This is a genomic window from Thermomonas carbonis (assembly GCF_014396975.1).
GTDB lineage: Bacteria > Pseudomonadota > Gammaproteobacteria > Xanthomonadales > Xanthomonadaceae > Thermomonas > Thermomonas carbonis.
In genome coordinates this window covers 167,183-192,048 of the sequence record NZ_CP060719.1, presented here as the reverse complement: position 1 = coordinate 192,048, position 24,866 = coordinate 167,183, and the positions used below count along the sequence as shown (strand labels likewise).

Sequence of the window (24,866 nt, the reverse complement as noted above, 5' to 3'; positions counted from 1 at the left end):
ACTGGCGCGGGAATTGCGTTAAACCCGCCCGGGTCAGCGGCCGCGCATGCGCCCGAACAGACCGCCTGCCGGCTTGCCCGCCGCCGTCTCCGGTTCCGGTGGGGTATTGCTGGCCGACTCGGCATAGCCGGTCGCCAGGTTGGCGTTGACGAAATCAGCCACGTCTTCCTTTGCCACGCCGCTGGCCTCGGCAACCTCGGTCACGGTCGCGGGGCCTTTCATCATCGCGGTGGCGATGCGGAAGTGCTTGGGATATTCGCGCTCGGTCTGCGGCCACTTCAGCAGCCGGAACTTGCCATCGGGGTCCAGCCCCGGCAACAGCGCGCCATGCCCGGACAGCAGGCCACCCAACCATTGCAGGCGGGACAGTGGTTGTGCGGTACCGATCGCGGCGGCTTCCGATTCCCATGCCGCGGCATCCAGGGTCGCGAAATCCTCCAGCTGCAAGGTGCCGTCGAAGTAGCCCAGCAAGGGCTTGAGCGTAGCGGGGCCGTGCCAGACCCGGGTGCGCGGATCGACCAGAAGGACCGGGCCGTCGCCGCGTTGCAGGCGGACACGGCGATCCAGGCCGCCTGCCAGCAGCCAGCGTGCCAGGCCGCGATCCGCGGGCACTTCGATGACGGGCTCCGGGATGGGTTCCGGCTCGGGTTCGAGGGCCGGGACGGGTTCCGGAATGGGCTCTGGTTCCGGTTCCGGTTCTGCTGCCGGGATCGGTTGCGCGAGGGCTGGCGCAGCTTCGACCTTCGGTGGGGCAGGTTCGGGTGCTGCGGCAGCCGCGAGAACGGATGCTGCAGCGGCCTTCGCGGCGGCAGCTTCGACCGGTGCATCCACCGCGATCTCGCTGAGCAGGACGGTGAAATCATTGGCGCTGATCGGGCGCGGCAGGCGGTAATCGGTCTGGTTGCGGTCGACCGAAGTCAGGCCCACGACCTTGCGTCCTGCCGCGTGCAGGCGCAGCCAGCTCATCGGTCCGTACAGGCTATCCATGTCGATGACGACGTAATCGGCTTCGTCACCTTCGACCAGGGTCCACAGGTTTCCGGTTTCCGCATTGGCGGCCTTGAAGGCAGCCTGCACCTCGGCTTTGGTCTTGCTGTCCATGCCGGTGGTGCCCAGGGTCAGTGCCATGGCGGTGATCCGCTGCGGAAAACATGGAGTGTTTGCCATGCATGCAGGCTGCGTCAACGGATGTGCGACCCAGTTCCTGCAATGCGTCGGCATCGCAGCAAGGACTTCCCCATTCAGGTGGGCGACGACTCAGGCGAAACGCGGCGACTTCTTCGGCAGCTGGGATTTCAGGAACGCCATCTGGTCGGCCAGGATGTTGCGGTTGGACAGGATCAGGTGCTCGATCCAGCTCGGCCGATAGGGGACTGCGAGCAGCGGCATCCCCGCCTGCTGCGGCGTCCGGTTGCCCTTGCGGGAATTGCAGTGATAGCAGGCGGTGACCACGTTTTCCCAGATATCGCGCCCGCCCTTGGACACCGGTTGCACGTGGTCGCGGGTGAGTGTCGAGCGCGGATACGCATTGCCGCAATACAGGCACAGCGACTGGTCGCGGGCGAACAGTGCCGGGTTGGTCAATGCCGGCGTCGGGGCCAGCGCATGCGGGCGCGCATGCCCGCGCGCGGCGATGATCGGGTGCAGGTGCAGCACGCTGCGCTGGCCGCTGGCGCGATTGATCCCGCCATGCACTTCCAGGCAGGGCTCGCCCAGGGTCCACGCCACCGCACCGCGTGCATACAGGCAGGTTGCGTCCTGCCAGCTCATCCAGTCCAGCGCGCGGCCATGCGCATCCAGGCCAAGCAGGCGCAGGCCGGGGGGCGGCGAGGCGGCCGTGCCGTGGAGGAATTCGGGGGAAAGACACCCATCCGCATGACCTGGCGCGGATCGGGTTCCGGCATGGACCGGGCGTAGCGTTGCGCTAGCGGTTCCCATGGGTCATCAGCTTATACGCCTCCGATGACCGTTTGGGTACGGCATGCCGGTGCCGCATCTCATCGCGCCCGACGCCTGCCGGGCGCGACCATGATCGTCACTCCGCGCCGAAGGCCTCTGCCGGCATTGCCATCAGCGATGCCGCGCCGCTTTCGATCGCCGCCTTGTGGGCCAACGTGCGTGGCAACAGGCGCGCGAAGTAGAAGCGGGCGGTGTCGCGCTTGGCATCCTTGAACGCCTGCGGGCGGCTGGAGGCATTGGCGGCGGCCACGCTGCGCGCCCACCAGTAGGCCAGCACCACGTAGCCGGAATAGAACAGGTAGTCGGTGCTGGCGGCACCCAGTTCCTCCGGATTGCCGGCCGCGCGCTGCAGCACGTCGATGGTCAGCTTGCCCCATTCGCTGCACTTGCCGCGCAGCGGAGCGATGAACTCCGCGAGCGCCTCATCGCCCTCGTGCTGCTTCGCGAACGCTTCCACTTCGGCCAGGAACAACTTCAGTCCCGCACCCTGGCTGGCGGCGGTCTTGCGGCCAATCAGGTCAAGCGACTGGATGCCGGTGGTGCCTTCGTACAACGTGGTGATGCGCGCATCGCGCGCCAGTTGTTCGATGCCGTGCTCGGCGATGTAGCCGTGGCCGCCGAAGCATTGCACCGCGTTGTAGGTGTTCTCGATGCTCCATTCGGTCAGGCAGGCCTTGGAGATCGGGGTCAGGAAGCCGGCCAGGATATCGGCGTGTTCGCGCTCGGCGGGGTCCTGCGACTTTTCGGCGATGTCGAGTTGCGAATAGGCGTGCAGGCTGAGCAGGCGGCCGCCTTCGATCAGCGCCTTCTGCGACAGCAGCATGCGGCGCACGTCGGGGTGGACGATGATCGGATCAGCCGGCTTTTCGGGATTCTTCGGACCCGACAGCGAACGCGATTGCAGACGCTCGCGGGCATAGCGCAAGGCGTTCTGATACGCGCGCTCGGACAGGCCCAGTCCCTGCACGCCAACGCCGAGCCGTGCCGAGTTCATCATCACGAACATCGCCTGCAGGCCCTTGTGCGGCGCACCGACCAGGTAACCCTCGGCACCGTCGAAATTCATCACGCAGGTCGCCGAGCCGTGGATGCCCATCTTGTGTTCGATCGCGCCGCAGCGGACCGAGTTGCGTTCGCCCATGCTGCCATCGCGGGCGACCTTGAACTTCGGCACCACGAACAGCGAGATGCCCTTGGCACCGGGTGGCGCGTCGGGGAGTTTGGCCAGTACCAGATGCACGATATTCGGGACCAGGTCGTGCTCGCCGGCGGTGATGAAGATCTTGGTGCCGGTGACCGAATACGTGTCGTCCGCGACCGGTTCCGCGCGGGTCTTCAACAGGCCCAGGTCGGTGCCGCAATGCGGCTCGGTCAGGCACATCGTGCCGGTCCAGGTGCCGGCCACCAGCGGCTCCAGGAACACCTTCTTCTGCCAGTCCTCGCCGTAGGTCTCCAGCGCCTTGACCGCGCCGTGCGACAGCATCGGGAAGTTGCCCCACGCCAGGTTGGCGGCATCGACCATCTCGGTCAGGACCGCGCCGACGACGGCCGGCATGCCCTGGCCGCCGTGCTCGGGCGCATTGGTCAGGCCGGTCCAGCCGCCTTCCACGAACTGGTCGAAGGCCTGCTTGAAGCCCGGCGGGGCGGTCACGTCGCCGCTGGCCTTGTCGTACGTGCAACCGATGTCGTCGCCGACCTTGTTGAGCGGTGCCAGCACGGTTTCGGAGAAGCGCGCCGCTTCATCCAGCACGGCATCGACCAGTTCGCGATTCACGTCGGCTTGCCCCAGGCGGGCAAACAGCGCCTCCGCGCCAAGGACGTCGTAGAGAGCGAAGCGCAAATCGTCGAGTGGGGCCTTGTAGGTGCTCATGCGGCGTTACCAGTCGTGACGGGCCGCCGGTCGGCCCGTGGAAACGCTAGCATACTACGGCGTATGGTTCCGCCGTGAAGTCCCTTCTGGAACGCAGTGACGGCTCAACGCAATACGCCGGGCAGGCCGGGCACCGGTGCCAGCGCGCTCTTGCGCTCGATCTTGTAGCTGCGCGCTTTTCCATCTTCGGGGCCGGCCTGGACGGTGCCGCCCAACGTGTAGTTAAGCCCCTGACCATCTGCCAATGCACTGGCCAGACGCGCGCGGCCCGCGGGCAGCGGGATCAAGGTCGCGGTGAACACGTCGGCCGATTCCGGGCCGATGCTGATGCCCGGTTGCGCCTGCAGTTTCGCCGCCGCGCCGTTGTCGAAGGCGATGTCGAGGTTGGCGTCGGCGAAGCGCATCGGCACGCTGCTGAAGTTGTCCAGCCGCACGACCACGTCCCAGTGACCATCGGCGCGCACCGTCAATTGCTGGATGCCGGCGGCCGGTTCCGAGACGCGCTTCACCGGCCCGCCGCCGCAGGCCGCAAGCGCAAGGACGACGAGGGCGATCAAAGCGTGGCGCGATTTCATGGCGGTTCCTTCGGCGGTTTGTCCGAGGATAGCTGCAATCCGGGGCGGCTTACCCGTCAGTAGCCCGCGTCGACGTTGACCACCGGCAGTTCGCGGATGTAGATGTCCTTCGCCACGATGAAGGCATCCGCATAGAGATAGGCCTCGCGGCCGAGCTTGATCCGAGCGGCATCGTCGGCCAGCGCGTTGCGGTTGGCTGACACCAGTTCGGCGTACAACCTCAGGGCGATGTCGTGGATGTCCATGGGGGTTTCCTCGGAAGATGGCGGCGACCATACACCCGGCCTGCGAGTGGCGCGAGATCGAGGATCATCCAAGGCCCGGAAAGCGAAAACCCCGCGCGAGGCGGGGTTTGCGGCATCGTCTTCCGGAATGGTGGCCGGGGAGGGAATCGAACCCCCGACACGGGGATTTTCAATCCCCTGCTCTACCAACTGAGCTACCCGGCCAGTGCAGCCGGTCGAACGAGCCGCGCATGATACGTGCAGCGGCGGTTCCCGGCAACCCGAGCAAGCGCTGAACGGTTGCGGGCAGGTAAAGCACAGGTTGTGCGCAGTGGGTGGATGATCGCGTCAGTCCACCGGAGCATCGCCATGAAGACCCTGCTGCTGTCCTTGCTCGCCGTTGCATCCCTGAGCGCCTGCGCCACCAACCGAATCAGCGATACCGACCGCCTCGCACTCTACGAAGCGCATGCCGGCGAGCCGGTCAAGCAGATCCGCAATCACAACGCGATGGGCTGGGACCGGATCGACGACCAGCACGTCGTGCTGAGCATGCGGCCCACCGAGAGCTGGTTGCTGCGCGTCTCCGGGCCGTGCCTGGATTGGGGTAGCGGTTCGCCGGTGTTGCGCCTGAGTTCCTCCGGCGCATACGTGATGGCCAAGTTCGACCGCATCCTCACCGATGGGTCGCCGGTCAGTTGCCGGATCGAGGAGATCCGTCCGGTCGATGTCAAGGCGATGCGCGCCGCGCAGGACGCGGCGACGGCTCAGGCATCAGCGGGGACGTAACCCGCCGGTTTTTCGGCGCCGCCCCCGAACAGGAACTTCAGCATCTCGCCTTCCAGGAAGGCGCGGTGCTGCGGGTTGAGCGGCGAGAGCCGGTTCTCGTTGATCAGCATGGTCTGGTGGGCCAACCAACGCTGCCAGGCCGGTTTGCCGATGCCGGCGAACACGCGCTTGCCGGCGTCGCCGGGCCATGGGGCGAAATCGAGGCCATCGGCTTCGACCTGGTCCATTTCGCAGAAAACCTTGCGCGCCATCGTCATTCCTTCTCGTTCGAGCCTTGCAGCAATCGGCGCACCGGCGCAGGCAGGCCGATCCCGGCCAGTTGCTGGCGCGTCACCCAGCGCAGGTCGTCATTATCGCCGACCGCATCGGGCGGCCGCACGCCTGTGATGCGATGCGGGTGGATGTGCAGCCGGTAGTGACTGAAACCGTGGGCGATGGGATCGCCGGCCTGTGCGGCATCGAAATCGCCATGCGCATGCCGATCAAACCATATGCGCGCATCCGCTAGATCGGCGTATTCCGGCAGCGACCAGAGCGCGGCCCAGACGCCGGTCATCGGTCGGCGCTGCAGCAGTACGCGCTGCTGTGCGTCCTCGATGATCAGCATGTGCGTGACACGTTCCGGCAGCGGCTTGCCGGGCTTGGGCGAGGGCAGTTCGGCGACGCGGCCCTCGCGCAATGCGATGCAGCCATCCTGCAGCGGGCAGATCGCACAGGCCGGAGCGGTCCGTGTGCACAGGGTCGCGCCGAAGTCCATCTGCGCCTGCGTGTAGTCGGCGAGGCGTGTGTTGGGCAGAATGGTTTCCGCGATTGCCCAAAGCTGCTTTTCCACCTTCGGCAGGCCCGGCCAGCCTTCGATGCCGAAGAGCCTGCACAGCACGCGCTTGACGTTGCCATCCAGGATCGGCGCGGCATCGCCCCAGGCCTGCGACAGGATCGCGCCTGCGGTGCTGCGCCCGATCCCGGGCAGCGCGATCAATGCGTCTAGGTCGCGTGGCAGGTCGCTGGCGTGCAGTTCGACGCAGCGCTTCGCTGCCGCATGCAGGTTGCGTGCGCGGGCGTAGTAGCCAAGGCCCGACCACAGCGCAAGCACATCGTCCTGCGGGGCATGGGCCAGCGAGGGCAGGTCGGGCATGGCATCGATGAATCGCTGGAAATACGGGATCACCACCGAGACCTGGGTCTGCTGCAGCATGATCTCGCTCAGCCACACCCGGTAGGCCGTGCGCGGATGCTGCCAGGGCAGGTCATGGCGGCCGTGGCGATCGAACCATGCCAGCAGGCGTGGCGCGAATTCCGTTTCGATGGGCACCATCAGTCGGCCTGCGGCGGGGTGCCGGAATCGTCCAGCTCGATCTCGACGCCTTCCAGCACCGCACCCGCGATGTCGATGCGCGGTGTCGACAGCGAGCCTTGCAGCGGCGGCAATGGCGTGCCGGTGGCGATGTCGTCCAGCCATGCAAGCACCTTGGGCAAACGGAAGCGCGCGTCGAAGCGGGTGGCCTCGCGTTGCAATTCGAGCGCGGCGATATCGGCGAAGTCGATGCTGCCCTTGTAGTCCACTGCGAACGGCATCGGCGAGGTGGAAGCCGACAGCGGTGCCGGCAATGTGGGCCATGTCTCCGGCCAGGCGGCGATGCGGCCGTCCAGGTGCAACACCAGCCGCTTGCCGACCGAAACGCTGCCGCGCGCGCTGGCGTCCGGGATCGCGCCATCGCCATCCAGGAACACCTGCACCGGCACGAATCGCCAAGTCGCGCTGTTGAACGCCATCGGTCCGTGCAGGCCGAGCCGGAACGGCAGGTCGGTGGACGGTGAGCGATAGCGCGCGTCAATACCGAGCCGCGCCGGTTTCATCAGCGCGGAATCCCTGCCCAGCCGCAGCGGGCCAGACAGGAACACCTGCGCTGGTACCTGCCAGTCGGCATTGGCCACGGTCAGTGTGCCGATGCCGGCGACGCCGGTCGGCGCACCGGCCAGCAACCGCCTGGGATGCGCGATGGCGATCGCGAGATCGGCCGGGATCGACATCGGCGGAGCGGAGTAGCGGCCGCGCACTCGAGCGCGCAACAGCCGTTCCGGATTCAGCGAAGGCACATCGATGGACAGCCCTTCGATCCACCAGTCGTCGTTGTCGATGCGGCCGCGGACGATGAGCAGGCCGTCAACTACCGTCGGGATGCGGGTTTCCGCGCTGGGTGGACGCGTGGGCAACCAACGTTGCAGCGCGGGCAGGTCGAGCACCGGCGCGTCGAGTTCCACTCGTTGCACGGTCAGGTCGTTGCCGCGCGTGCGCAGCGTGCGCCACGGCAGCGAGACGAACACGCGCTCCGTGCGCAGCAAGGCCTTGGCATCGCCCGGTCGTAGCGCCACCACGTCGTGCAACACCAATTGCGGGGTGCCGCGCAGGCGATAGTCGATGGCGCTGGCGGTGATCTGCAGGCCCAGGCTGCTGCCGACCTGTTTCAGCAGGAACCCGCCCGCGCGCTGCGGCTGCAGCAGCCAACCGGCAACCAGCAGCAGGACCAGCAGGACGGCGGCGAGGATCGCGGCCAGCCGCAGCAGGCGCTTGCCGATGCGGCGCGGCGGCGCGGGTTCGCTCACCCGGTGAGCGACTCGGGCAGCAGCGCGTCAACGAAGGCCTCGGCATCGAACACGCGCAGGTCTTCGGGGCGCTCGCCGATGCCGGCATAGCGGATCGGGATGCCGAATTCGCGGGCCAGCGCGAACACCACGCCACCCTTGGCGGTGCCGTCGAGCTTGGTCACCACCAGGCCGGTGACCTGCACCTTCTTGCTGAACTCCCGCACCTGGTTGATCGCGTTCTGGCCGGTGGTGCCGTCGATCACCATCAGCACTTCATGCGGCGCTTGCGGATCCAGCTTGCCCAGCACGCGGCCGACCTTGGCCAGTTCTTCCATCAGCCCGCCCTGGGTATGCAGGCGGCCGGCGGTGTCGGCGATCAGCACGTCCATGCCACGCGACTTCGCCGCCTGCAGCGCATCGAACGCGACCGAGGCCGCATCTGCATTCTGTCCCTGCGCGACCACTGCCACGCCATTGCGATCGCCCCAGGCCTGCAACTGCGCCACCGCGGCGGCGCGAAAAGTGTCGCCGGCGGCCAGCATCAGGCTCAGGCCCTCGTCCTTGTAGCGACGCGCCAGCTTGCCGATGGTGGTGGTCTTGCCGGCACCGTTGATGCCCACGGTGAGGATCACGAAGGGCTTCTTCGATGCATCGATGTGCAGCGGCTTGACCACCGGCGCCAGCATCGCCACCAGTTCGCCGCGCAGCGCCCTGAGCAGCGCCCGGGCATCGGCGAATTCGCGCGCCTTCATCCGCTTGCGCATCGACTCGACCAGTTGGGTGCTGGCGGTAACGCCGACATCGGCGGTGAGCAGGGCGGTTTCGATCGCGTCGAGGAGGTCGTCGTCCAGCTTCGGGTTGCGCCCGAACAACTCGGTGATATCGCGGGTCAGGATGCTGGTGATGCGTTGTCGCCAGCCCGGTTTGCCGGGTGCGGCGGCTGGCGCTGACGGTGCGGCGTCTTCCAATGCAACGACCGTCGGTTCGACAACAGGCGAGGGCGATGCCGGCTCGGGTTGCGCAGCGGGTGCCGGGACCGTTGTGGCGATTGCCTCGACAGTCGCGGGCGGAGCCTCTGCGGACGGTCCGGGCTGGTGACTTTCCGGGAAGGCTGCCGCCAGTTCCTCGGTGGAGAGGCGGCGCGGCGCGTCGGCTTCGGGTTTGTTGCGACGGAACCAGCTGACCATGCGGGGGATGCGTGCCTGCGGGGCGCCTGGCACGGTGCCGCAGGCGATGAGCGAGAATGGCCGGCATGGTATCACCCGCCCCGGCAACGCCCCGATGAACGGCCCACGTCCGCAAGCGCGCGGAGCGGGTTCCGGCAGCGTGCGCATCATCGGTGGCCGCTGGCGCGGCACCCGCCTGCCGGTGGCGGACAGCCCCGGTCTGCGCCCCAGTTCCGACCGCGTGCGCGAGACCCTGTTCAACTGGCTGCAGCCGGCCTTGCCGGGTGCGCGCGTGCTGGACCTGTTCGCCGGCACCGGCGTGCTGGGGCTGGAAGCGGTGTCGCGCGGGGCGGCCTCGGCGCAACTGGTCGAAGCCGAGCCCCGGCTCGCGCGGGCGCTGCAGGATGCGAGCGTTCGCCTGGGTGCCGGCGACGAGGTCGCGGTGCACCCGGGCGACGCGCTGGCATGGCTGCGCGGGCACGCGGGGCGGGGGTTCGACATCGCCTTCGTCGATCCTCCCTTCGCCGCCGGGTTATGGGAGCCGGTGCTGGCGGCGTTGCCAGCCGCGCTGGCCGCGGATGCGTGGCTCTACCTGGAATCGCCGTCCGACCATGTGCCCGTGCTGTCGCTGGAATGGGCACTGCATCGGGAAAACCGCACCCGCGAGGTGCGCTCTGCCCTGTATCGGCGGGTTACACTCGCCGGCATCGACAGCAGCAGCGATCCCCAGACGACATGAGCGTGGCCACGCGCACCGCGGTCTATCCGGGCACCTTCGATCCGATCACCAACGGGCACGTGGACCTGGTCCAGCGCGCGGCGCCGTTGTTCGAAACCCTGATCGTCGGCGTTGCCGCCAGCCCGTCCAAGGGCCTGCGCTGCCGCTGGAACTGCGCGTGGAGCTGGCACAGGAAGCGCTTGCCGGCTGCCCGAACGTGCAGGTGCGTGGCTTCGATTCGTTGCTGGCGCACTTCGTCAGCGAGATCGGTGCCGGGGTGTTGCTGCGCGGCCTGCGTGCGGTATCCGACTTCGAATACGAGTTCCAGATGGCCAGCATGAACCGCCATCTGATCCCGGAGGTGGAGACCCTGTTCCTCACGCCGGCAGAGCAGTACGGCTTCATCTCGTCGTCGCTGGTGCGCGAGATCTCGCGGCTGGGCGGCGACGTGTCCGGCTTCGTGCCGGCGGCGGTCGCCGTCGCGCTCGAGGCGCAATGGCGCAAACGGTCCGGATGAGCCCGCGCGCCACCACCTCCGTCTCATCCTCAACACCACTTCGCCGTACCAGGGGAAACACCATGAAGACCATCACCCGCCTGCTCGCCGTCGCCTGTCTGGCCCTGTCGTTCGCCGCGTGCAAGAAGGAAGAGGCACCCAAGGCCGAAGTCGCCGCGCCGCTGTCCGCACCGACGACCGAAGACGCAACCGCATGGCGCGCCTACGTGAACGACGTGGCCACCCGCAACATGGACGGCATCAACAACAGTCCGTTCGTGTACTTCCTGCCGGGCGAGAACAGCGAAGGCTTCGGCGGGTTGTACGAGCGCCTGCTGGAGAAGCTGGAGCAGGACCTCGGCCGCGGCATCCTGGAAGGCAACATGCTGGTGTTTGCATCGCCGGCACAGGAGAAGACCACCGAGATGGTCGAGACCGCATTCAAGACGGTGCCGCCGGGCAGCATGAAGGGCGTCAAGGTCATCTTCATCGGCACCCCGATCCTGGGCGAGCGGGTCAGGACCGCGGTCGAACCGGCTGGCGTGAAATACATCTTCGTCGAAGCCAAGTGACGCTTCCGTGCGTGGCTGCATTGCAGCCACGCCTTTGCGGAACCGTCATCCCGAGCGCAGGCGAGGGATCTGTCCTGCTTCGGCAGGAGCTGCAGTCGGGTTGTTCGCCAAGCTCGAAACGACCATAGAAGATGTCGCTCAAGATCAACGAACTCTGCGTCAACTGCGACGTCTGCGAGCCGGTCTGTCCGAACAAGGCGATCGCGATGGGGCCGGAGATCTACGTGATCGATCCGGCGCTGTGCACCGAATGCGTGGGCCATTACGACGAAGCCCAATGCGTGGCGGTGTGTCCGGTCGAATGCATCGACTCCGACCCGGCGCATCCGGAAACCAATGAGCAGCTGCTGGCCAAGCTGGCCCGCCTGCAAATGCATGGAGGCAAGGTGGCATGAAGCGTCGGTTCCTGAACTTGTTGTGCCCGATCCTGTTGCTGTCGCCGCTGCTGGCGTTCGCCCAGCAGCCGGGCAGTCCTGAAAAGCCACCCGGTGCGGTGATCGCCTCGGCGCATGCGCTGGCGACCGATGCCGGTTTCGAGACCTTGGCGCGCGGCGGCAACGCCTTCGATGCTGCGGTCACCGTGTCCGCGGTGCTGTCGGTGGTCGAGCCGATCAGCTCCGGCCTGGGCGGCGGCGGCTTCTTCCTGCTGCACGATGCGAAAACCGGCAAGGACGTGTTCGTGGATGCGCGCGAGACCGCGCCGGCCGCAGCCACGCCGCAGGCCTACCTGGACAAGGAGGGCCAGCTGGATCGCGATCGTGCGCAGAACGGGCCGTGGTCGGCTGGTATCCCCGGCCTGCCGGCGGCACTGGTGCACGTGGCCGAGCGTCATGGCCGCTTGCCGCTGGTGCAGTCGCTGGCCCCGGCGATCCGCATCGCGAAGGAAGGCTTCCCGGTCTACGGTCGTCTGGCCCGTGGTTACGCGGAACGCCGCGAGGTGATGGAGCGCTATCCGGGCACTCGCGAAGTCTTCCTGCGCAACGGCCAGCCGCCGAAGGAAGGCGACCTGTTCCGCCAGCCCGAACTGGCGGCCACGCTGGAGCGCCTGGCAGCGGGTGGTTTCGACGGGTTTTATCGCGGCACCACGGCCAAGCGACTGCTTGCAGGCGTCAAGGCGGCCGGCGGCAAATGGACTGCCGAGGAACTCGCGGGTTACCGGGTGAAGGAGCGCGAGCCGCTGCGCTTCGAGTACGACGGCTGGGACATCGTGACCGCGCCGCCGCCGTCCTCCGGCGGAATCGCCCTGGCCGAGATGCTGCAGATCCTCGAGCCGTGGGATCTGGCGGCATTGCCGCAGGCCGAACGCGTGCACCTGATTACCGAAGCCATGCGCCGCGCTTACCGCGACCGCACCTTCTACCTGGGCGATCCGGACTTCGTGAAGATTCCGGTCAAGACCCTGATGGATCCGGACTACGCCGCCGGTCTGCGCGCCACCATCCATCCAGGCAAGGCCACGCCCAGCGACCTGCTCTCCGGCGCGGCGACGCCGCTGGAAGACGAGGAAACCACCCACTTCTCGATCATCGATGCCGAGGGCAACCGTGCGGCGGTGACCCAGACGGTGAACCTGCTGTACGGCTCCGGCCTGGTGCCCGCCGGCACCGGAGTGCTGCTCAACAACGAAATGGACGACTTCGCGCTGAAGCCGGGCACCCCCAATGCATTCGGGGTGATGGGCTACGACGCGAATGCACCGGCAGCGGGCAAGCGCATGCTCAGCTCGATGACGCCGACCTTCCTGTCGAATGCCGACAGGATCGCCGTGATCGGCACGCCCGGCGGCAGTCGCATCATCACGATGGTGCTGCTCGGCATCCTCGGCTATGCGGACGGGCTGGATGCGCCGCAGGTCGCGGCGTTGCCTCGCTACCACCACCAGTGGATGCCGGACGCACTCGGCATCGAACGCAATGCCTTGCCGGCGGACGTGGTCGCCGCGCTACGGGCGATGGGGCACGTGGTCGTGGTTCCCGGCGAGGACAACCGGGGCCGCCGCTCCAGCGATGCCTGGGGCAACATGAACACGGTGCTGTGGGACAAGCGCGCCAACACGCTCAGTGGTGGCAGCGATCCGCGTGGCAATGTCGGCAAGGCACGGGTCGTCGCGACGCCCTGATCGCGTGAGCGGCGAGCCGGACGTTCACGGCGTCTGCGGTTTTTCCGGGTCGCGCACGGTTTCCGGGGCGCCGACGTTGACTTCGCCTTGCGCGCCCGGCAACGGCCGCAGGATGGTTTCGGCGGCGGCTTCGTCCAGCAGCTGGATGGCGCGGTTGCCGCCTTGCGCGCCCTGCACACCGCCGATCTGTATGCGCATGGATGGATCGCGCTGGAGGGCAAACCGAAGTTGGCGGGTTTCGCGTTCGTAACGCTGCTGCGCGCGTGCAAGCACGAATCGATCCGCGTATTGCAGCTTCATGCGGTTCCACAACGCATCTGCCGCGGCACGCGTCTCCGGCGTGGCGGCTTTCCACGCGCCGGCCAGCACCTCGCGGTGAAGGACATTCTTCGGGCGTTCCGCCGCCAGTGCCAGCCACGCCAGCCCGAGCGGCTCGTCCCTGGGGAAGTCGTCGCCGCGCACCAGCAGCAGGCCGAGGTTGAACATCGCCCGCTTGTCGCCCCAACCGGCGGACTCCTCGTACATTTCGCGCGCCTTGCCGGCATTTCCGGACTGCAACGCCTTGTTCGCCGCGCAGAAGTAGTAATCGCCGGGCAGGTAGCGTTCGGCACCCTCTGCGCAGGCGATTCGCCCGATGTCGTCGAAATGGCCGGCTCGCGATTGCGCCTGGACGGACGGTACAACTGCGATTGCGCAGATGCAGGACAATAGACGGCCGGCAGTCCGTGTGCCCATTGCTCCTCCGCAAGCCCGTGCCCACGGTATCCCGTACTACTCCTGCGCCATTGGTCGTGCAAGCCGGCCCGCGCGAAACAGGGACGAATGACATGAAGCTGTGGTCGATCCTCGGCAATTCGCAAAAACTCGATGGCGGCGCGATGTTCGGCAATGCGCCGCGTGCGCTGTGGGAACGCTGGACGACGGTGGACGAAGCCAACCGCATCGACCTGGCCTGCCGTGCGTTGCTGGCCAGTCCGCTGGCCGGCAAGACCGTGCTGTTCGAGGCCGGCATCGGCGCCTTTTTCGCGCCGGCGCTACGCGAGCGCTATGGCGTGGTCGAGGCCAACCACGTGCTGCTGGATTCGCTGGCCGAGGCGGGGTTCTCGCACGAGGACGTCGATGTGGTCGTGCTGTCGCACCTGCATTTCGATCATGCCGGCGGCCTGCTTGCGGCGTGGCAGGAGGGCGAGCCGCCGCGCCTGCTGTTCCCGAATGCGACCTTCCTGGTCAGCGCCGCGTGCTGGGATCGCGCGCGCGCGCCGCACCAGCGTGATCGCGCCAGCTTCATTCCGGAGTTGCCGGCCTTGCTGGAAGCCAGCGGTCGCCTGGAGTTGGTGGATAACGAGTTTTCGAAGGCGCTGGGTCGCAGCGTGCGCTTCCACTACAGCGACGGGCACACGCCGGGGCTGATGCTGGCCGAGATCGTCGGGCCGGAACACGGCGGTGGCGAAGACCATGGCGGCGTGGTGTTCTGCGCCGACCTGATCCCCGGGCGGCCATGGGTGCACGTGCCGATCACCATGGGCTACGACCGTAATGCGGAACTGCTGATCGACGAGAAGCGCGCGTTCCTGGAAGACATGCTGGCGCGCAATGTGCATCTGTTCTTTACCCACGATCCCGGCTGCGCGCTGGCGCGGGTGGTGCGCGACGACAAGGGAAAGTTCGGCACGGCCCACGAACACGCGGAACTGCGCGCAAGGGCGATGGCTGCCTGATCCACTGGCATTCCGTCACGCGGGCGTGCATCGTGCGCGCTCCCGCCAACGCGAATCCGACCGATGCCCAAGATCACCCTGCTGTTCGCGTCGCTGCATGTGTTGCTGATGTTGGTCCTGCTCGCGCCGATCCCGCGTTACCGGAGTTCGCGCAAGATCGGACTTGGCGACGGCGGGGACAAGGTGCTGACGCGGATGATCCGCACCCACGGGAACTTCATCGAACATGCGCCGTTCGCGTTGCTGGTGCTGGCCTTGCTGGAACTCTGCGGGCTGGCGCCGATGTGGCTGTGGGGTTTCGGCAGCGCGCTGTTGCTCGGACGGATGCTGCATGCGTTCGGCTTGTCGCGCAGCGGCGGTTATTCCTTCGGTCGTTTCACCGGCACCGTGCTGACCTGGTTGGTGTTCCTGGCCATGGCGCTGGCAGGCCTGTGGCTTGCCCTGCGTTGAAACCGCGCGATCAATCCACCGGCGTGCCGAACAACCGGTCGCCGGCATCGCCCAGCCCGGGCAGGATGTAGGCGTCCTCGTTCAGTCGTTCGTCGACGGCGGCGACATAGACCTCGATGTCGGGATGCGCGGCCTCAAGCGCACGCAGTCCTTCCGGTGCGGCGACCAGGAACAGGCATTTGACCTGCCTGCAGCCCGCTGCCTTGAGCATGTCGATGGCGGCCAGCGCGCTTCCGCCGGTGGCCAGCATCGGATCGATCAGGATCGCGGTGCGCTCGCCCATGTTGTCGGCCAGTCGCTCGTAATAGGTTTCCGGCTGGTGGGTGGCCTCGTTGCGGCGCAGGCCGATCACGCTGACCGCGGCGGCCGGCAGCATCGCCTGCACGCCGGGCAGGAATCCAAGGCCTGCGCGCAGGATCGGCACCAGCGTCACCTTCTCGGCGCGCACATGTGCAACATCCAACGGCCCGGCCCAGGTCGGCACGCTGCGCGTTTCCACCGGCATTTCGCGGGTGGCCTCGTAGGCGAGCATCGCGGCGATTTCGCTGGCCAGCTGGCGGAACAGCACCGGGTCGGTGCCGACATCGCGCAGCTTGCCGAGTTTGTGCTGGACCAGCGGGTGGCGGACTTCGACGATCTTCATGCATGCGCTCCGTTTGCTGCACGAGTGTGCCGCAAGTCGGCCCGCGCGCAAATGCGAAGGCCGGCGCATGGCCGGCCTCCGCAACGATTCGTGACGCGACAGCGCGCTCAGAATGCCCAGCGCAGCACCACCTGGTAGCTCGGCCCGGCCTGCTCGCTTTCAACTTCGTACTCGTCGAAATCGCGATCGATCTGGTCGTCCAGGTTGTCGAACTTGTTGAAGAACTCGTCCTTGGACGCATCCAGCAGGTTGGCCGCGCTCAGCCGCAGCGACACCGTCTCGCCGAAGCGCTTCTCGACGAAGACCTCCAGGTCGGCGCCGTACTTGACCGTCACTTCCTCGGCGACGATCCGGCTGAAGGCGTCGCCCTGCTTGCGGTAGGTCGCGCCGAACGAGGCCTGCAACGCCGGCATGTCATGGATGAAGCCGACGTTGTACACGCTGCGCGCCTGGTCGTTGAAGCGGCGGTTGCCGATGAAGTCCTCGACCTTGCTGTCGAGCCAGGAATAGTTGAGGAACACGCCGGTATCCGGCAGGCCCAGTGCGGTCAGCGGCGTCGAGAGGTCGAATTCCACGCCGTAGACCTTGCCGTCGCCGACATTGGCCGAAGTGAACAGCCAGCTTTCCGGCTCGAACTCGAAGTCGTCCTCGCTCGCGCCGGGATTATCGTCGAGGAATTCCTCGAGGTCGTCCTCGTAGTTGTCCTGCGCGTCCTCGCTCCACTCGCCGGTGTTGACCAGTTCGATCAGGTTCTTCACGTCGCGGTAGAAGAAGTTCACCCCGACCACGCCGCTCTTGCCCAGCCGGCGCTCGAAACCGAGGTCGAGGCCGTTCGCGCTTTCCGGTTCCAGCAGCGGGTTGCCGATGTAGTCGTTGTCGCCGTACTCGCCGTCCAGAACTGCCGGCACCAACTCGTTGAAGTTCGGCCGCTTGATGCTTTTCGCCAGCGAGAAATTGATGCGCGTCGCCTCGTCCAGGTCCCACTTCAGGTGCAGCGAGGGCAGCAGGCTGTTGTAGTCGCGATTCGCGGAACCTTCGGCTTCGCCGTCCTCGCGGTAGCGGATGTCGGACTTGGTGGTCTCGTAGCGCAGGCCGGCTTCCCATGCGAACGCGCCGCGCTTGCCGGACACCATCACGTACGGGTCGACGCGAGTCTCCTCGATCAGCGAGCCGATGCTGCCGTCGAGTTCGTAGACCACCGGGTCGCCTTCGTTGTCGGCTTCCCACTCGAAGTTGGTGTAGGTGATGTCGCGCTTCTTGCTGCGCCAGTCCACGCCGAACTCCAGTTCGGCAGCACCGAGCGCGCGCTTGTGGGCGAGGGTGAAGCCGGTTTCCTTGTCGACGGCATCCACCGACTGCGCTTCGGCCTCGGAGGCGTCCCACTCGCCGTTGACGTACTCGTGCTTCTCTTCGCGCACGGCGCTGTTGTCTTCGAAGCGCGCATGGTCGAGGTCGAACGAGGTGGTGCCGCCGGCCATGTCGAAGCGGTACTCGGCACCGATGCCCCAGTTCACCTGGTCGACCGGGTTGAAGCCGGGGACATTGGACTCGATCACGTCGTCGTCGTACTCGACTTCATGCGAGACCTCGGTGACATCGCGATCGGTCTTGACGAAGAAGCCGTCGATGCCGAAGCGGCCGGTCTCGCCGACGTCGGTGGTCCACGACAGGTTGCCCGAGTAGTCTCGGCCGTCCTTGACCTCGTTCTGGTCTTCCCAGCTGACCAGTTCGTCCATCGACGGATCGGCGTAGCGGTCGGAGCGTTTGATCTTGGCGCGGTAGCGATCCTGCACGTTGATGCCGGCGAGGATGCGGCCGCCGAGGAAATCGCCGCTGGTGACCGCGCCGAAGGTCGGGTTGATTTCGCCGTCGTACCAGCGGTTGGCGCCGACGCGGATGTAGCTGCCGTCGAACACGTAGGCGTCGCGCAGGACGATGTTGATGGTGCCGGCCATCGCGTCGCCACTGCGGTTGGCGCTGTTGCTGCGCAGGATCTCGACGTGGTCGACCATCTCGGCGGGGATGCGGTCGACCCAGAACGAACGGTCGTCGCCCGCGCCCGGCACCTTCTTGCCGTTGACCAGCACCTGGGTGTAGCCGGCGGCCATGCCGCGCATCATCGCGCCGTCGAACTCCATGATGTCGGAGCCGACGAAGGCCACGCCCGGCACGCGCTTGAGCATGTCGCCAACGGTGTTCGGCTCGAAGCGCTGGAAGTATTCGAGGTCGTAGCGCAGCACCGGCGCGGTGTCTTCGGTGCGGTTGCGGTAGGTGATCTCGCCCTGCACGACGACCTTGTCCAGGTTCTTGGGGTCGGTCGCGGTCAGGTCGGTGGCGTTGCCGCCATCCGGTGCGACCTGCTGGGCGGAGGCGAAGCCGGCCGGCAGCAGGGCCACGCAGAACAGTGCTCGTGACAGGCTGGTGGCCAAGGCAGTGCGTTTCATCGAATGGAGTCCCGTTGCGTAAATGAACGCGCCTTTGTAAGTAAGCGGGATGGCCGAACGATGACAGCGGGATGCCATCTGCATGACAGTCAGTCGGCGCGGTGGCGGTGACACGAAAGCGTCATCCACGCCGCGTACAACATCGCGGTTTGCAACATCCGTCCGGAGAACCGCCTGATGCGCCAATGCCTCGCCCTGCTTGCCTTGCCGTTGCTGCTCGCCGCCTGCGCAAGCGCGCCAGGCGGCGCGACCATCGTCGATGCGGATCGCGAGCCCGACGAATACGAAGCCGACGACGTGTTGTTGCGGAACCATGACGTCCCGCATGTGGTGGTCGCGGAGGCGTTCGTCACCGCATCCACGCCGGACGACAACATCGATTCGCCGGCGAGCTGGTTGCAGGACGGCAGGCTGATGCTGGTGGCGAGCGCCAAGGCCACCGACCAGTTGGTCGTGTACGACGGCGACACCGGCAAGCGCCTGCGCACCCTCGGCGGCAGCGGCAAGGCACTGGGCAAGCTGTCGCGCCCGAACGGCATCGCCACCATCGACGACCGTTTCCTGTTCGTGGTCGAGCGCGACAACCGCCGCGTGCAGATGTTCCAGTTGCCGGACTTCACCCCGCTGCTCGCGTTCGGCGACGACGCGTTGCAGCAGCCGTACGGCCTGTGGGTGCGGCGCAAGGGCGCGGGCTACGAAGTGCTGGTCAGCGATGCCTACATGGCCGGCGAAGATGCCAAGGGCGACGATATCGTCCCGCCGCTGGCGCAACTCGATCGCCGTTTCCGTCGCTATGAGGTGCTGCAGGCCGATGGCAAATGGAGCGCGCAGGCCGCTGGCGCATTCGGCGATGTCAGCGCGGCCGGCGCGATCCGCGTGCCGGAGTCGCTGTTCGCCGACGAAGCCAACGACCGCCTGCTGATCGCCGAGGAAGATGTACCCACCGGCACCCGCCTGCGCGAGTACGACCTGCATGGCCGCTATCTCGGTCGCGATGTCGGCAATGGCCAGTATGTCGCCCAGGCCGAGGGCATCGCGCTGATGCGCTGCGCCGACGGCAGCGGCTGGTGGGTGGCCAGCGACCAGTTCGCCGACCGCACCGTGTTCCACCTGTTCGAGCGCAGGAGCCTGCAGCACGCCGGTTCGTTCGCCGGCAAGGTGACCGGCCTGACCGACGGGGTGTGGCTGGACGAACGCGGCGACGCGCGCTTCCCGCAGGGCGCGTTCTACGCCTCGCATCTCGACCTGGGCGTGGCTGCGTTCGATTGGCGCGATATCGCCAAGGCCTTGCAGCTGCCGGCGTGCGCGCGTTGAAGTTGAGCGTGCAAGCTGCCGTCGTGCTGGCAGCGCTCTTGTGCCTGCCGCTGGCGGCGCAGGACGCGGCGCGCAAGCACGAACCGAACACGCGGGTGCCGGCGGGTGTGATCCGCTTTTCACCGAGCGTGTTCCCCGATCGCATCGTTGCGTCGCCCGAGCAGGATGCATCGACGGGTTTCTCGGTGGCATGGCGCACCAGCGCGCAGCTCGATGCGCCGTTGCTGCAGATCGTGGTGGCCGGCGATTCGCCCGACATGGGCGTGCCGCGCGAGATTGCATCGTCGAGCCGCGAACTGCGCACCGAGAACGGCCTGGCTCGCCACCACCGCGCGGATGTCGACGGCCTGCAGCCCGACACGCTGTACGCCTGGCGCGTGCAGGGCGGCGGCACCTGGAGCGCCTGGCACCACACCCGCACCGCAGCCCGCGCCGAAGCGCCAATGACCTTGCTGTATTTCGGCGACACCCAGAACAAGAACACCAGCCTGACCACGCGGGTAATCCGGGAGGCGATGCGACATGCGCCGGACGCCAGGCTGGCGCTGTTCGCCGGCGACCTGGTCAGCGGCGGCGACGGCGAGGACGACAACGAGTGGGGCGAGTGGTTCGAGGCGAACGAGTCGCTGCCGACCTCGATGATGGTGGCACCGGCGATCGGCAATCACGAATACTTCGAGGAGTTCGAGGACACGCCGCGGGAGCGCCGCGTGCTCGGTGCGCACTGGCCGCTCACGTTTTCGTTGCCCGGCAATGGCGCAGCCGGTGCGAAGGGCACGACGTACTGGTTCGACTACCAGGGCGTGCGGGTCGCGGTGATCGATGGCACGTCAGCACTCGACCTCGGCACTGCGAGTGCGCAGGCGCACTGGCTGGACGGTGTGCTGGGGGCGAACCCGCATCGCTGGAGCATCGTGATGACGCACCAGCCGTTCTTCTCGCCGCGCGATGGGCGCGACAACGTGTTGCTGCGCGGACACCTGCTGCCGGTGATTCGCAAGCATCGCGTCGACCTGGTGTTGCAGGGCCACGACCATTTGTACGGACGACGCGCGGGCGACGCGCCGACGCCGGTGTTCGTGGTCTCGGTGGCCGGTGCCAAGCAATACCGGTTGTCCCGGGAAGCACGCGAGACGATGCGCCCGGTCGCGGAGGACACCCAGTTGTTCCAGGTCGTGCGCATCGATGGCACGCGCCTGCGCTACGAAGCGCGCACCGCCACCGGGTGCCTGTACGACGCGTTCGAGTTGCTCGACGACGGCGCTGCCGGCAAGCGCCTGCTGGAAGTGCAGGAAGGCCGTATCGCGGAGCGAGACTGCCCCCGAGCGCAGACATTGAAGGGACGGAGCGACCGATGCTGGGAATGAGCCGATGTGCGGTGGGTGCGGTGCTTTCGCTGTGCGTCGGCGCGGCGATGGCGGGCGACCCGAACGTTCGCCATCCGTTCCACGCCGAGCAGGCGAAGGACGCGCCCGAAAGCGCGGTGCTGGCCGTCGAGATCCCGGCCGGCAGCATCACCAAGTACGAGATCAACGAGGAAGGCCTGGTTTTCGTCGATCGCTTCCAGTCGATGCCGGTCGCGTACCCCGCCAACTATGGCTCGTTGCCGCGCACCCTGGCTGGCGATGGTGACCCTCTGGACGCGCTGGTGCTTACCCGCGAAGCACTGCATCCGGGCGTGCTGATCCGCTTCCGCCCGGTCGGCGTGCTGCGCATGGAAGACGCTGGCGAGGCCGACCAGAAGATCATCGGCGTGCCGACCGACAAGGTCGATCCAACCTATGCCGGGATCCGCGACGTCGCCGACTTGCCGCAGGTCGAGTTGGATCGCATCGAAGCATTCTTCCGCGTGTACAAGGACCTGCCGAAGGGTCGCAACCCGGTGCGCCTGTCAGGTTACGGCGATGCCGCCGAAGCTAAGGCGCTGATCCGCGAAGCGATGCAGCGCTTCGAAAAACAGTCCGGTCGCTAGGCGGAAACGAAAAAGGCGGGTCAGAGTGGGGTTTCCTGCAGGAAACCCCACTCTGACCCGCCTTTTTCACGCGCGCCTGCCAGGAATCAGGCGGCCTGGGCTGCGGCGTCGATCTGCTGGCACGGCCCTTCGAGCAGGGCGCGCTTGACCATCGCCACCACCAGCGCCAGCTCGTCTTCGCTCACCGCAAAATGCGGGGTGAAGCGCAGCGAGTTTTCGCCGCCGTGGATCACGCCGATGCCGTGTTCGCGCATCCACTCCTCGGTGGAGCCGGCGCCGTAGCCCTTGTAGCCGGGCGCGAGTTCGCAGGAGAACAACAGGCCGGTGCCCTGCACCTTGGTGATGCGGCCGTCGAGCTCGGCCTTCAGTGCTTCGAGCATGGCCAGCGCCTGCTTGCCGCGCTGCTGGATGTTGGCGCGCAGTTCCGGAGTCAGCTGTGCCAGTACCGCGCAGGCAACGTCGAGCGCACGCGGGTTGGCGGTCATGGTGTTGCCGTAAAGGCCGCGCTTGTAGATCGCCGCGGATTCCGCGGTGACGGCCAGCACCGACAGCGGGTACTGCGCCGCGTTGAGTGCCTTGGAATAGGTTTCCAGGTCCGGCGCATCGACATTTTCGAAGCCGGGGTAATCGACGATCGACAGGTAGCCGGTGGCGCGCAGGCCGGCCTGGATCGAGTCCACCAGCAGCATCGCGCCATGCGCACGGGTCAATTCGCGGGCGAGCTCGTAGAACGCCACCGGAACGCTGCGGCCGGGGTCGCCTTCGCCCATCACCGGCTCCAGGAACATCGCCTCGATGAACCAGCCGTTGGTGTCGGCATCGGCGAACAGCGTGCGCAGGGCGTCCATGTCGTAGGCCGGCACGGTCAGCACCGAGGTCTCGTCGCGGTAGCTCGCCAGGTGCTGGACGTAGGCCTTGCGGCTGGAATCCGAATACAGCGCCGGGCGCTCGGTGCGGCCATGGAACGCACCCTTCACCACCAGTCGCTTGATCGTCTTGCCTGCGTGGCGCGCACCCGGGTCGGTCATGGTCTTGGCATTGGCATCGACGATGCGCGAGGCCAGCGACACCGATTCGGAACCGGAGTTCAGGCACAGGAAGGCGCTGTAAGGACAAGAGCCGCGGGTCTGGCCGATCTCCGCCTTCATCGCCTGGGCAAAGCGCAGCTGCGAGACGTGCGGGGTCATGATGTTGGCCATCGCCTGCGGCTTGGCCATGGCCTCGATCACCGCGGCCGGCGCATGGCCCAGGCCGAGCATGCCGTAGCCGCCGGTGTCGTAGATCACCGCGCCCTTCAGGGTCACGATCCACGGGCCGCGCGCGGCCAGCGCCACATAGGGATTGGCGGCGTCTTCGGCGTAGAAATTGACGAAGCCGGACTGCACCTCGCGCACCTGCGCGTCCTCGTCCAGTTCCAGCAGCGCCGGGAACTCGTTGCTCACGCGCTGGTACTCGTCCGCCGCGGCGGTGATCGCTTCGGCCAGGCTGGCGTCGCGGCCGGCGAAGTCGAGGATGGTGGCGTCGTCGAGACCGTGGGTACGGACGTGGCCGTGCGAGCGCAGCGGGGCGAGGGTGTCGAGCAGGGTCATGGCGAGTCCTCCAGCGAGTGCACGTCCGCAGCCGGACGCTGTGCAAACGATCATTATCGCGGGATCGTTGCCAGTCGAAAGGGCGGATTCGTCCAGTTCGCCGGCAATATCCGGCGGATCGACGGTATGATCCGGCGATATGCGCATTTCCAAGGCCGATGAGCTGCTGCTTTCCCTGCTGCGCGAGGACGCCCGCGCGTCGACTGCGGAGATCGCGCGGCGAGTGGGACTGTCGCGGACCACGGTGCAGAACCGGATCACCCGCCTGGAACAGGAGGGCGTGATCCGCGGCTACACCGTGCGCGTGGATGACGAACTGGAGCGCAGCCGGATCCGCGCGCACATCCTGATCATGCTGCAGCCCAAGCAGATGGCCGCAGTGGTCAAATCCCTGCAGGCGATGCACCAGGTCCGCGAGTTGCATTCGGTCAGTGGTGGCCATGACCTGGTGGCCTTCGCGGTGGCCGCCAACGTCGGCGAGATGGACGTGCTCACCGACCGCATCGGCGCGATCGACGGGGTGGAACGCACCACCACCTCGATCATCCTGTCGACCAAGTTCGAGCGGTAGTTGCGGCTCGCCTACAATGCGCGCCCCACGAGGCTTGCGACATCCTTGAAGAAGTCCGATTTCCACTACGAATTGCCGGAGGCGCTGATCGCGCAGGCACCGCTGCCGGAGCGCTCCGCCAGTCGCCTGCTGCTGGTGCCGCCGGGCGATGCGGCTTTTTCCGACGTCGGCGTGCGCGATCTGCCATCGCTGCTGCAGCCCGGCGACCTGCTGGTGTTCAACGACACCCGGGTGATCCCGGCGCGACTGTTCGGCACCAAGGTGACCGGCGGCCGCGTCGAGTTCCTCATCGAACGCCTGCTGCCCGGCAACGAGGCGCGTGCGCAACTCGGTTTCAGCAAGCCGCCACGACCCGGCAGCCGCATAACGCTGGACGCGGGCGGCGAAGCGGAAGTGCTGGAGCGCGAGGACAGTTTCTGGCGGCTGCGCTTCCATGTGGGCGAGTCACTGGAGCAGTGGCTGCAGCACGCGGGCCGGCTGCCGTTGCCGCCCTACATCCAGCGCGAACCGGGCGTGGACGATGCCGAGCGCTACCAGACCGTGTTCGCCCGCGAGGTCGGCGCGGTCGCCGCGCCCACCGCCGGCCTGCATTTCGACGACGCGCTGCTGGATGCCTTGCGCGAACGCGGTGTGCAGTTCGGCCACGTCACCCTGCATGTCGGCGCCGGCACCTTCCAGCCGATGCGGGTCGACGACCTCCGCGACCACCGCATGCACAGCGAGTGGTTGAATGTCGGCGCGGAACTGGTGCAGCAGGTGCGCCGCACACGCGCTGCGGGCGGCCGCGTCATCGCGGTCGGCACTACGGTGCTGCGCGCACTGGAGAGTGCGCTGGTCGATGGCGAACTGCAGCCGTTTGCCGGCGAGACCAACATCTTCATTTTTCCCGGCTATCGCATCCGCAGCATCGATGCGCTGCTGACCAACTTCCACCTGCCGGAAAGCACGCTGCTGATGCTGGTGTCCGCGTTCGCCGGCAAGGCACGCGTGTTCGCCGCCTACGAGCACGCGGTGCGCGAGCGCTATCGTTTCTTCAGCTATGGCGATGCGATGTTGTTGTTCCCGGCGCAGGATCAGACATGAGCAAGTGC

General features: G+C 67.0%; 23 protein-coding genes, 1 tRNA gene and 3 pseudogenes. 13 read left to right on the top strand and 14 right to left on the bottom strand.

Annotation, left to right across the window (positions count from 1 at the left end; translation table 11 throughout):
- Positions 1 to 33: 33 nt before the first annotated feature.
- The 6 genes from H9L16_RS00935 to H9L16_RS00910 form a co-directional block, all read right to left on the bottom strand.
- Entirely contained in the window at positions 34 to 1,128 is a 1,095-nt protein-coding gene (locus H9L16_RS00935) for a hypothetical protein (RefSeq protein WP_187552762.1), read from the bottom strand.
- Positions 1,129 to 1,257: 129 nt separating this feature from the next.
- Complete coding sequence (locus H9L16_RS00930) at positions 1,258 to 1,938, bottom strand: HNH endonuclease (protein ID WP_187552761.1); 681 nt, start codon at positions 1,936 to 1,938, stop codon at positions 1,258 to 1,260.
- 97 nt (positions 1,939 to 2,035) lie between these two features.
- On the bottom strand, positions 2,036 to 3,829 hold the full coding sequence (locus H9L16_RS00925; protein WP_187552760.1) for an acyl-CoA dehydrogenase C-terminal domain-containing protein: 1,794 nt from the start codon (positions 3,827 to 3,829) through the stop codon (positions 2,036 to 2,038).
- Between the two features lie 104 nt (positions 3,830 to 3,933).
- Positions 3,934 to 4,404, bottom strand: a complete 471-nt coding sequence (locus H9L16_RS00920) for a hypothetical protein (RefSeq protein WP_187552759.1) — start codon at positions 4,402 to 4,404, stop codon at positions 3,934 to 3,936.
- Between the two features lie 56 nt (positions 4,405 to 4,460).
- Positions 4,461 to 4,649, bottom strand: a complete 189-nt coding sequence (locus H9L16_RS00915) for a hypothetical protein (protein ID WP_187552758.1) — start codon at positions 4,647 to 4,649, stop codon at positions 4,461 to 4,463.
- A 128-nt stretch (positions 4,650 to 4,777) separates the two neighbouring features.
- A tRNA-Phe gene (locus tag H9L16_RS00910) sits at positions 4,778 to 4,853 on the bottom strand.
- A gap of 144 nt (positions 4,854 to 4,997) precedes the next feature.
- Here H9L16_RS00910 and H9L16_RS00905 point away from each other — a divergent pair.
- Positions 4,998 to 5,417 carry a DUF6491 family protein gene (locus tag H9L16_RS00905; RefSeq protein WP_187552757.1) on the top strand — a complete coding sequence of 140 codons (420 nt, stop codon included), beginning with the start codon at positions 4,998 to 5,000 and terminating at the stop codon, positions 5,415 to 5,417.
- Here H9L16_RS00905 and H9L16_RS00900 read toward each other — a convergent pair.
- The 4 genes and pseudogenes from H9L16_RS00900 to ftsY form a co-directional block, all read right to left on the bottom strand.
- Positions 5,396 to 5,668, bottom strand: a complete 273-nt coding sequence (locus H9L16_RS00900; RefSeq protein WP_187552756.1) for an oxidative damage protection protein — start codon at positions 5,666 to 5,668, stop codon at positions 5,396 to 5,398. The two genes, H9L16_RS00905 and H9L16_RS00900, sit on opposite strands and share 22 nt — an antisense overlap.
- 2 nt (positions 5,669 to 5,670) lie before the next feature.
- Positions 5,671 to 6,732: an A/G-specific adenine glycosylase gene (mutY, locus tag H9L16_RS00895; RefSeq protein ID WP_187552755.1), complete on the bottom strand. Its 1,062-nt coding sequence runs from the start codon at positions 6,730 to 6,732 to the stop codon at positions 5,671 to 5,673.
- Complete coding sequence (locus tag H9L16_RS00890) at positions 6,732 to 8,021, bottom strand: hypothetical protein (protein ID WP_187552754.1); 1,290 nt, start codon at positions 8,019 to 8,021, stop codon at positions 6,732 to 6,734. The genes mutY and H9L16_RS00890 overlap by 1 nt, the downstream gene beginning before the upstream one ends.
- Positions 8,018 to 9,151: pseudogene (ftsY, locus tag H9L16_RS00885) on the bottom strand (signal recognition particle-docking protein FtsY); the annotation flags it as partial. The gene H9L16_RS00890 and the pseudogene ftsY, both read right to left, overlap by 4 nt.
- Before the next feature lie 133 nt (positions 9,152 to 9,284).
- Here ftsY and rsmD point away from each other — a divergent pair.
- The 5 genes and pseudogenes from rsmD to ggt all read left to right on the top strand — a co-directional run.
- The gene (gene rsmD / locus H9L16_RS00880) at positions 9,285 to 9,908 is read left to right on the top strand and encodes a 16S rRNA (guanine(966)-N(2))-methyltransferase RsmD (protein ID WP_187552752.1); all 624 of its coding nucleotides are present in this window, start codon (positions 9,285 to 9,287) and stop codon (positions 9,906 to 9,908) included.
- Positions 9,905 to 10,404 (top strand): annotated as a pseudogene (gene coaD / locus H9L16_RS00875) (pantetheine-phosphate adenylyltransferase). The gene rsmD and the pseudogene coaD overlap by 4 nt, the downstream one beginning before the upstream one ends.
- 62 nt (positions 10,405 to 10,466) lie before the next feature.
- A complete protein-coding gene (locus tag H9L16_RS00870) occupies positions 10,467 to 10,955 on the top strand; it encodes a hypothetical protein (protein ID WP_187552751.1) in 489 nt (162 codons plus the stop codon).
- 131 nt (positions 10,956 to 11,086) lie between these two features.
- Positions 11,087 to 11,350, top strand: coding sequence for a YfhL family 4Fe-4S dicluster ferredoxin (locus H9L16_RS00865; protein WP_187552750.1), 264 nt, complete (start codon positions 11,087 to 11,089; stop codon positions 11,348 to 11,350).
- Between the two features lie 86 nt (positions 11,351 to 11,436).
- Positions 11,437 to 13,074 (top strand): annotated as a pseudogene (gene ggt / locus H9L16_RS00860) (gamma-glutamyltransferase); the annotation flags it as partial.
- 24 nt (positions 13,075 to 13,098) lie between these two features.
- Here ggt and H9L16_RS00855 read toward each other — a convergent pair.
- A complete protein-coding gene (locus H9L16_RS00855) occupies positions 13,099 to 13,809 on the bottom strand; it encodes a hypothetical protein (RefSeq protein ID WP_187552748.1) in 711 nt (236 codons plus the stop codon).
- A 92-nt stretch (positions 13,810 to 13,901) separates the two neighbouring features.
- Here H9L16_RS00855 and H9L16_RS00850 point away from each other — a divergent pair, with 92 nt between their 5' ends.
- Both H9L16_RS00850 and H9L16_RS00845 read left to right on the top strand, forming a co-directional pair.
- Entirely contained in the window at positions 13,902 to 14,792 is an 891-nt protein-coding gene (locus H9L16_RS00850; protein WP_187552747.1) for an MBL fold metallo-hydrolase, read from the top strand.
- A 63-nt stretch (positions 14,793 to 14,855) separates the two neighbouring features.
- Complete coding sequence (locus H9L16_RS00845; RefSeq protein ID WP_187552746.1) at positions 14,856 to 15,242, top strand: MAPEG family protein; 387 nt, start codon at positions 14,856 to 14,858, stop codon at positions 15,240 to 15,242.
- Between the two features lie 10 nt (positions 15,243 to 15,252).
- Here the strand turns inward: H9L16_RS00845 and upp are convergent, their stop codons facing one another.
- Together upp and H9L16_RS00835 are read right to left on the bottom strand one after the other, a co-directional pair.
- Entirely contained in the window at positions 15,253 to 15,885 is a 633-nt protein-coding gene (gene upp, locus H9L16_RS00840) for a uracil phosphoribosyltransferase (protein ID WP_187552745.1), read from the bottom strand.
- Positions 15,886 to 15,992: 107 nt separating this feature from the next.
- Positions 15,993 to 18,329: a TonB-dependent receptor plug domain-containing protein gene (locus tag H9L16_RS00835; RefSeq protein WP_187552744.1), complete on the bottom strand. Its 2,337-nt coding sequence runs from the start codon at positions 18,327 to 18,329 to the stop codon at positions 15,993 to 15,995.
- A gap of 177 nt (positions 18,330 to 18,506) precedes the next feature.
- Between H9L16_RS00835 and H9L16_RS00830 the strand changes: the two genes are divergently transcribed.
- From H9L16_RS00830 to H9L16_RS00820, 3 genes are read left to right on the top strand one after another with little or no spacing between them, the layout of a single operon-like run.
- Entirely contained in the window at positions 18,507 to 19,643 is a 1,137-nt protein-coding gene (locus H9L16_RS00830) for a phytase (protein WP_187552743.1), read from the top strand.
- A complete protein-coding gene (locus tag H9L16_RS00825) occupies positions 19,631 to 21,010 on the top strand; it encodes a purple acid phosphatase family protein (RefSeq protein ID WP_187552742.1) in 1,380 nt (459 codons plus the stop codon). Before H9L16_RS00830 ends, H9L16_RS00825 begins: the two co-directional genes overlap by 13 nt.
- A complete protein-coding gene (locus H9L16_RS00820) occupies positions 20,998 to 21,615 on the top strand; it encodes an inorganic diphosphatase (RefSeq protein ID WP_187552741.1) in 618 nt (205 codons plus the stop codon). The genes H9L16_RS00825 and H9L16_RS00820 overlap by 13 nt, the downstream gene beginning before the upstream one ends.
- Positions 21,616 to 21,701: 86 nt before the next feature.
- On the opposite strand, the gene H9L16_RS00815 is transcribed toward H9L16_RS00820, so the two are convergent.
- On the bottom strand, positions 21,702 to 23,204 hold the full coding sequence (locus H9L16_RS00815; protein ID WP_187552740.1) for an aminotransferase class III-fold pyridoxal phosphate-dependent enzyme: 1,503 nt from the start codon (positions 23,202 to 23,204) through the stop codon (positions 21,702 to 21,704).
- Positions 23,205 to 23,343: 139 nt separating this feature from the next.
- Between H9L16_RS00815 and H9L16_RS00810 the strand changes: the two genes are divergently transcribed.
- Together H9L16_RS00810 and queA are read left to right on the top strand one after the other, a co-directional pair.
- On the top strand, positions 23,344 to 23,775 hold the full coding sequence (locus tag H9L16_RS00810; RefSeq protein ID WP_187552739.1) for an Lrp/AsnC family transcriptional regulator: 432 nt from the start codon (positions 23,344 to 23,346) through the stop codon (positions 23,773 to 23,775).
- A 45-nt stretch (positions 23,776 to 23,820) separates the two neighbouring features.
- On the top strand, positions 23,821 to 24,858 hold the full coding sequence (queA, locus tag H9L16_RS00805) for a tRNA preQ1(34) S-adenosylmethionine ribosyltransferase-isomerase QueA (protein ID WP_187552738.1): 1,038 nt from the start codon (positions 23,821 to 23,823) through the stop codon (positions 24,856 to 24,858).
- The last annotated feature ends 8 nt before the right edge of the window (positions 24,859 to 24,866 follow it).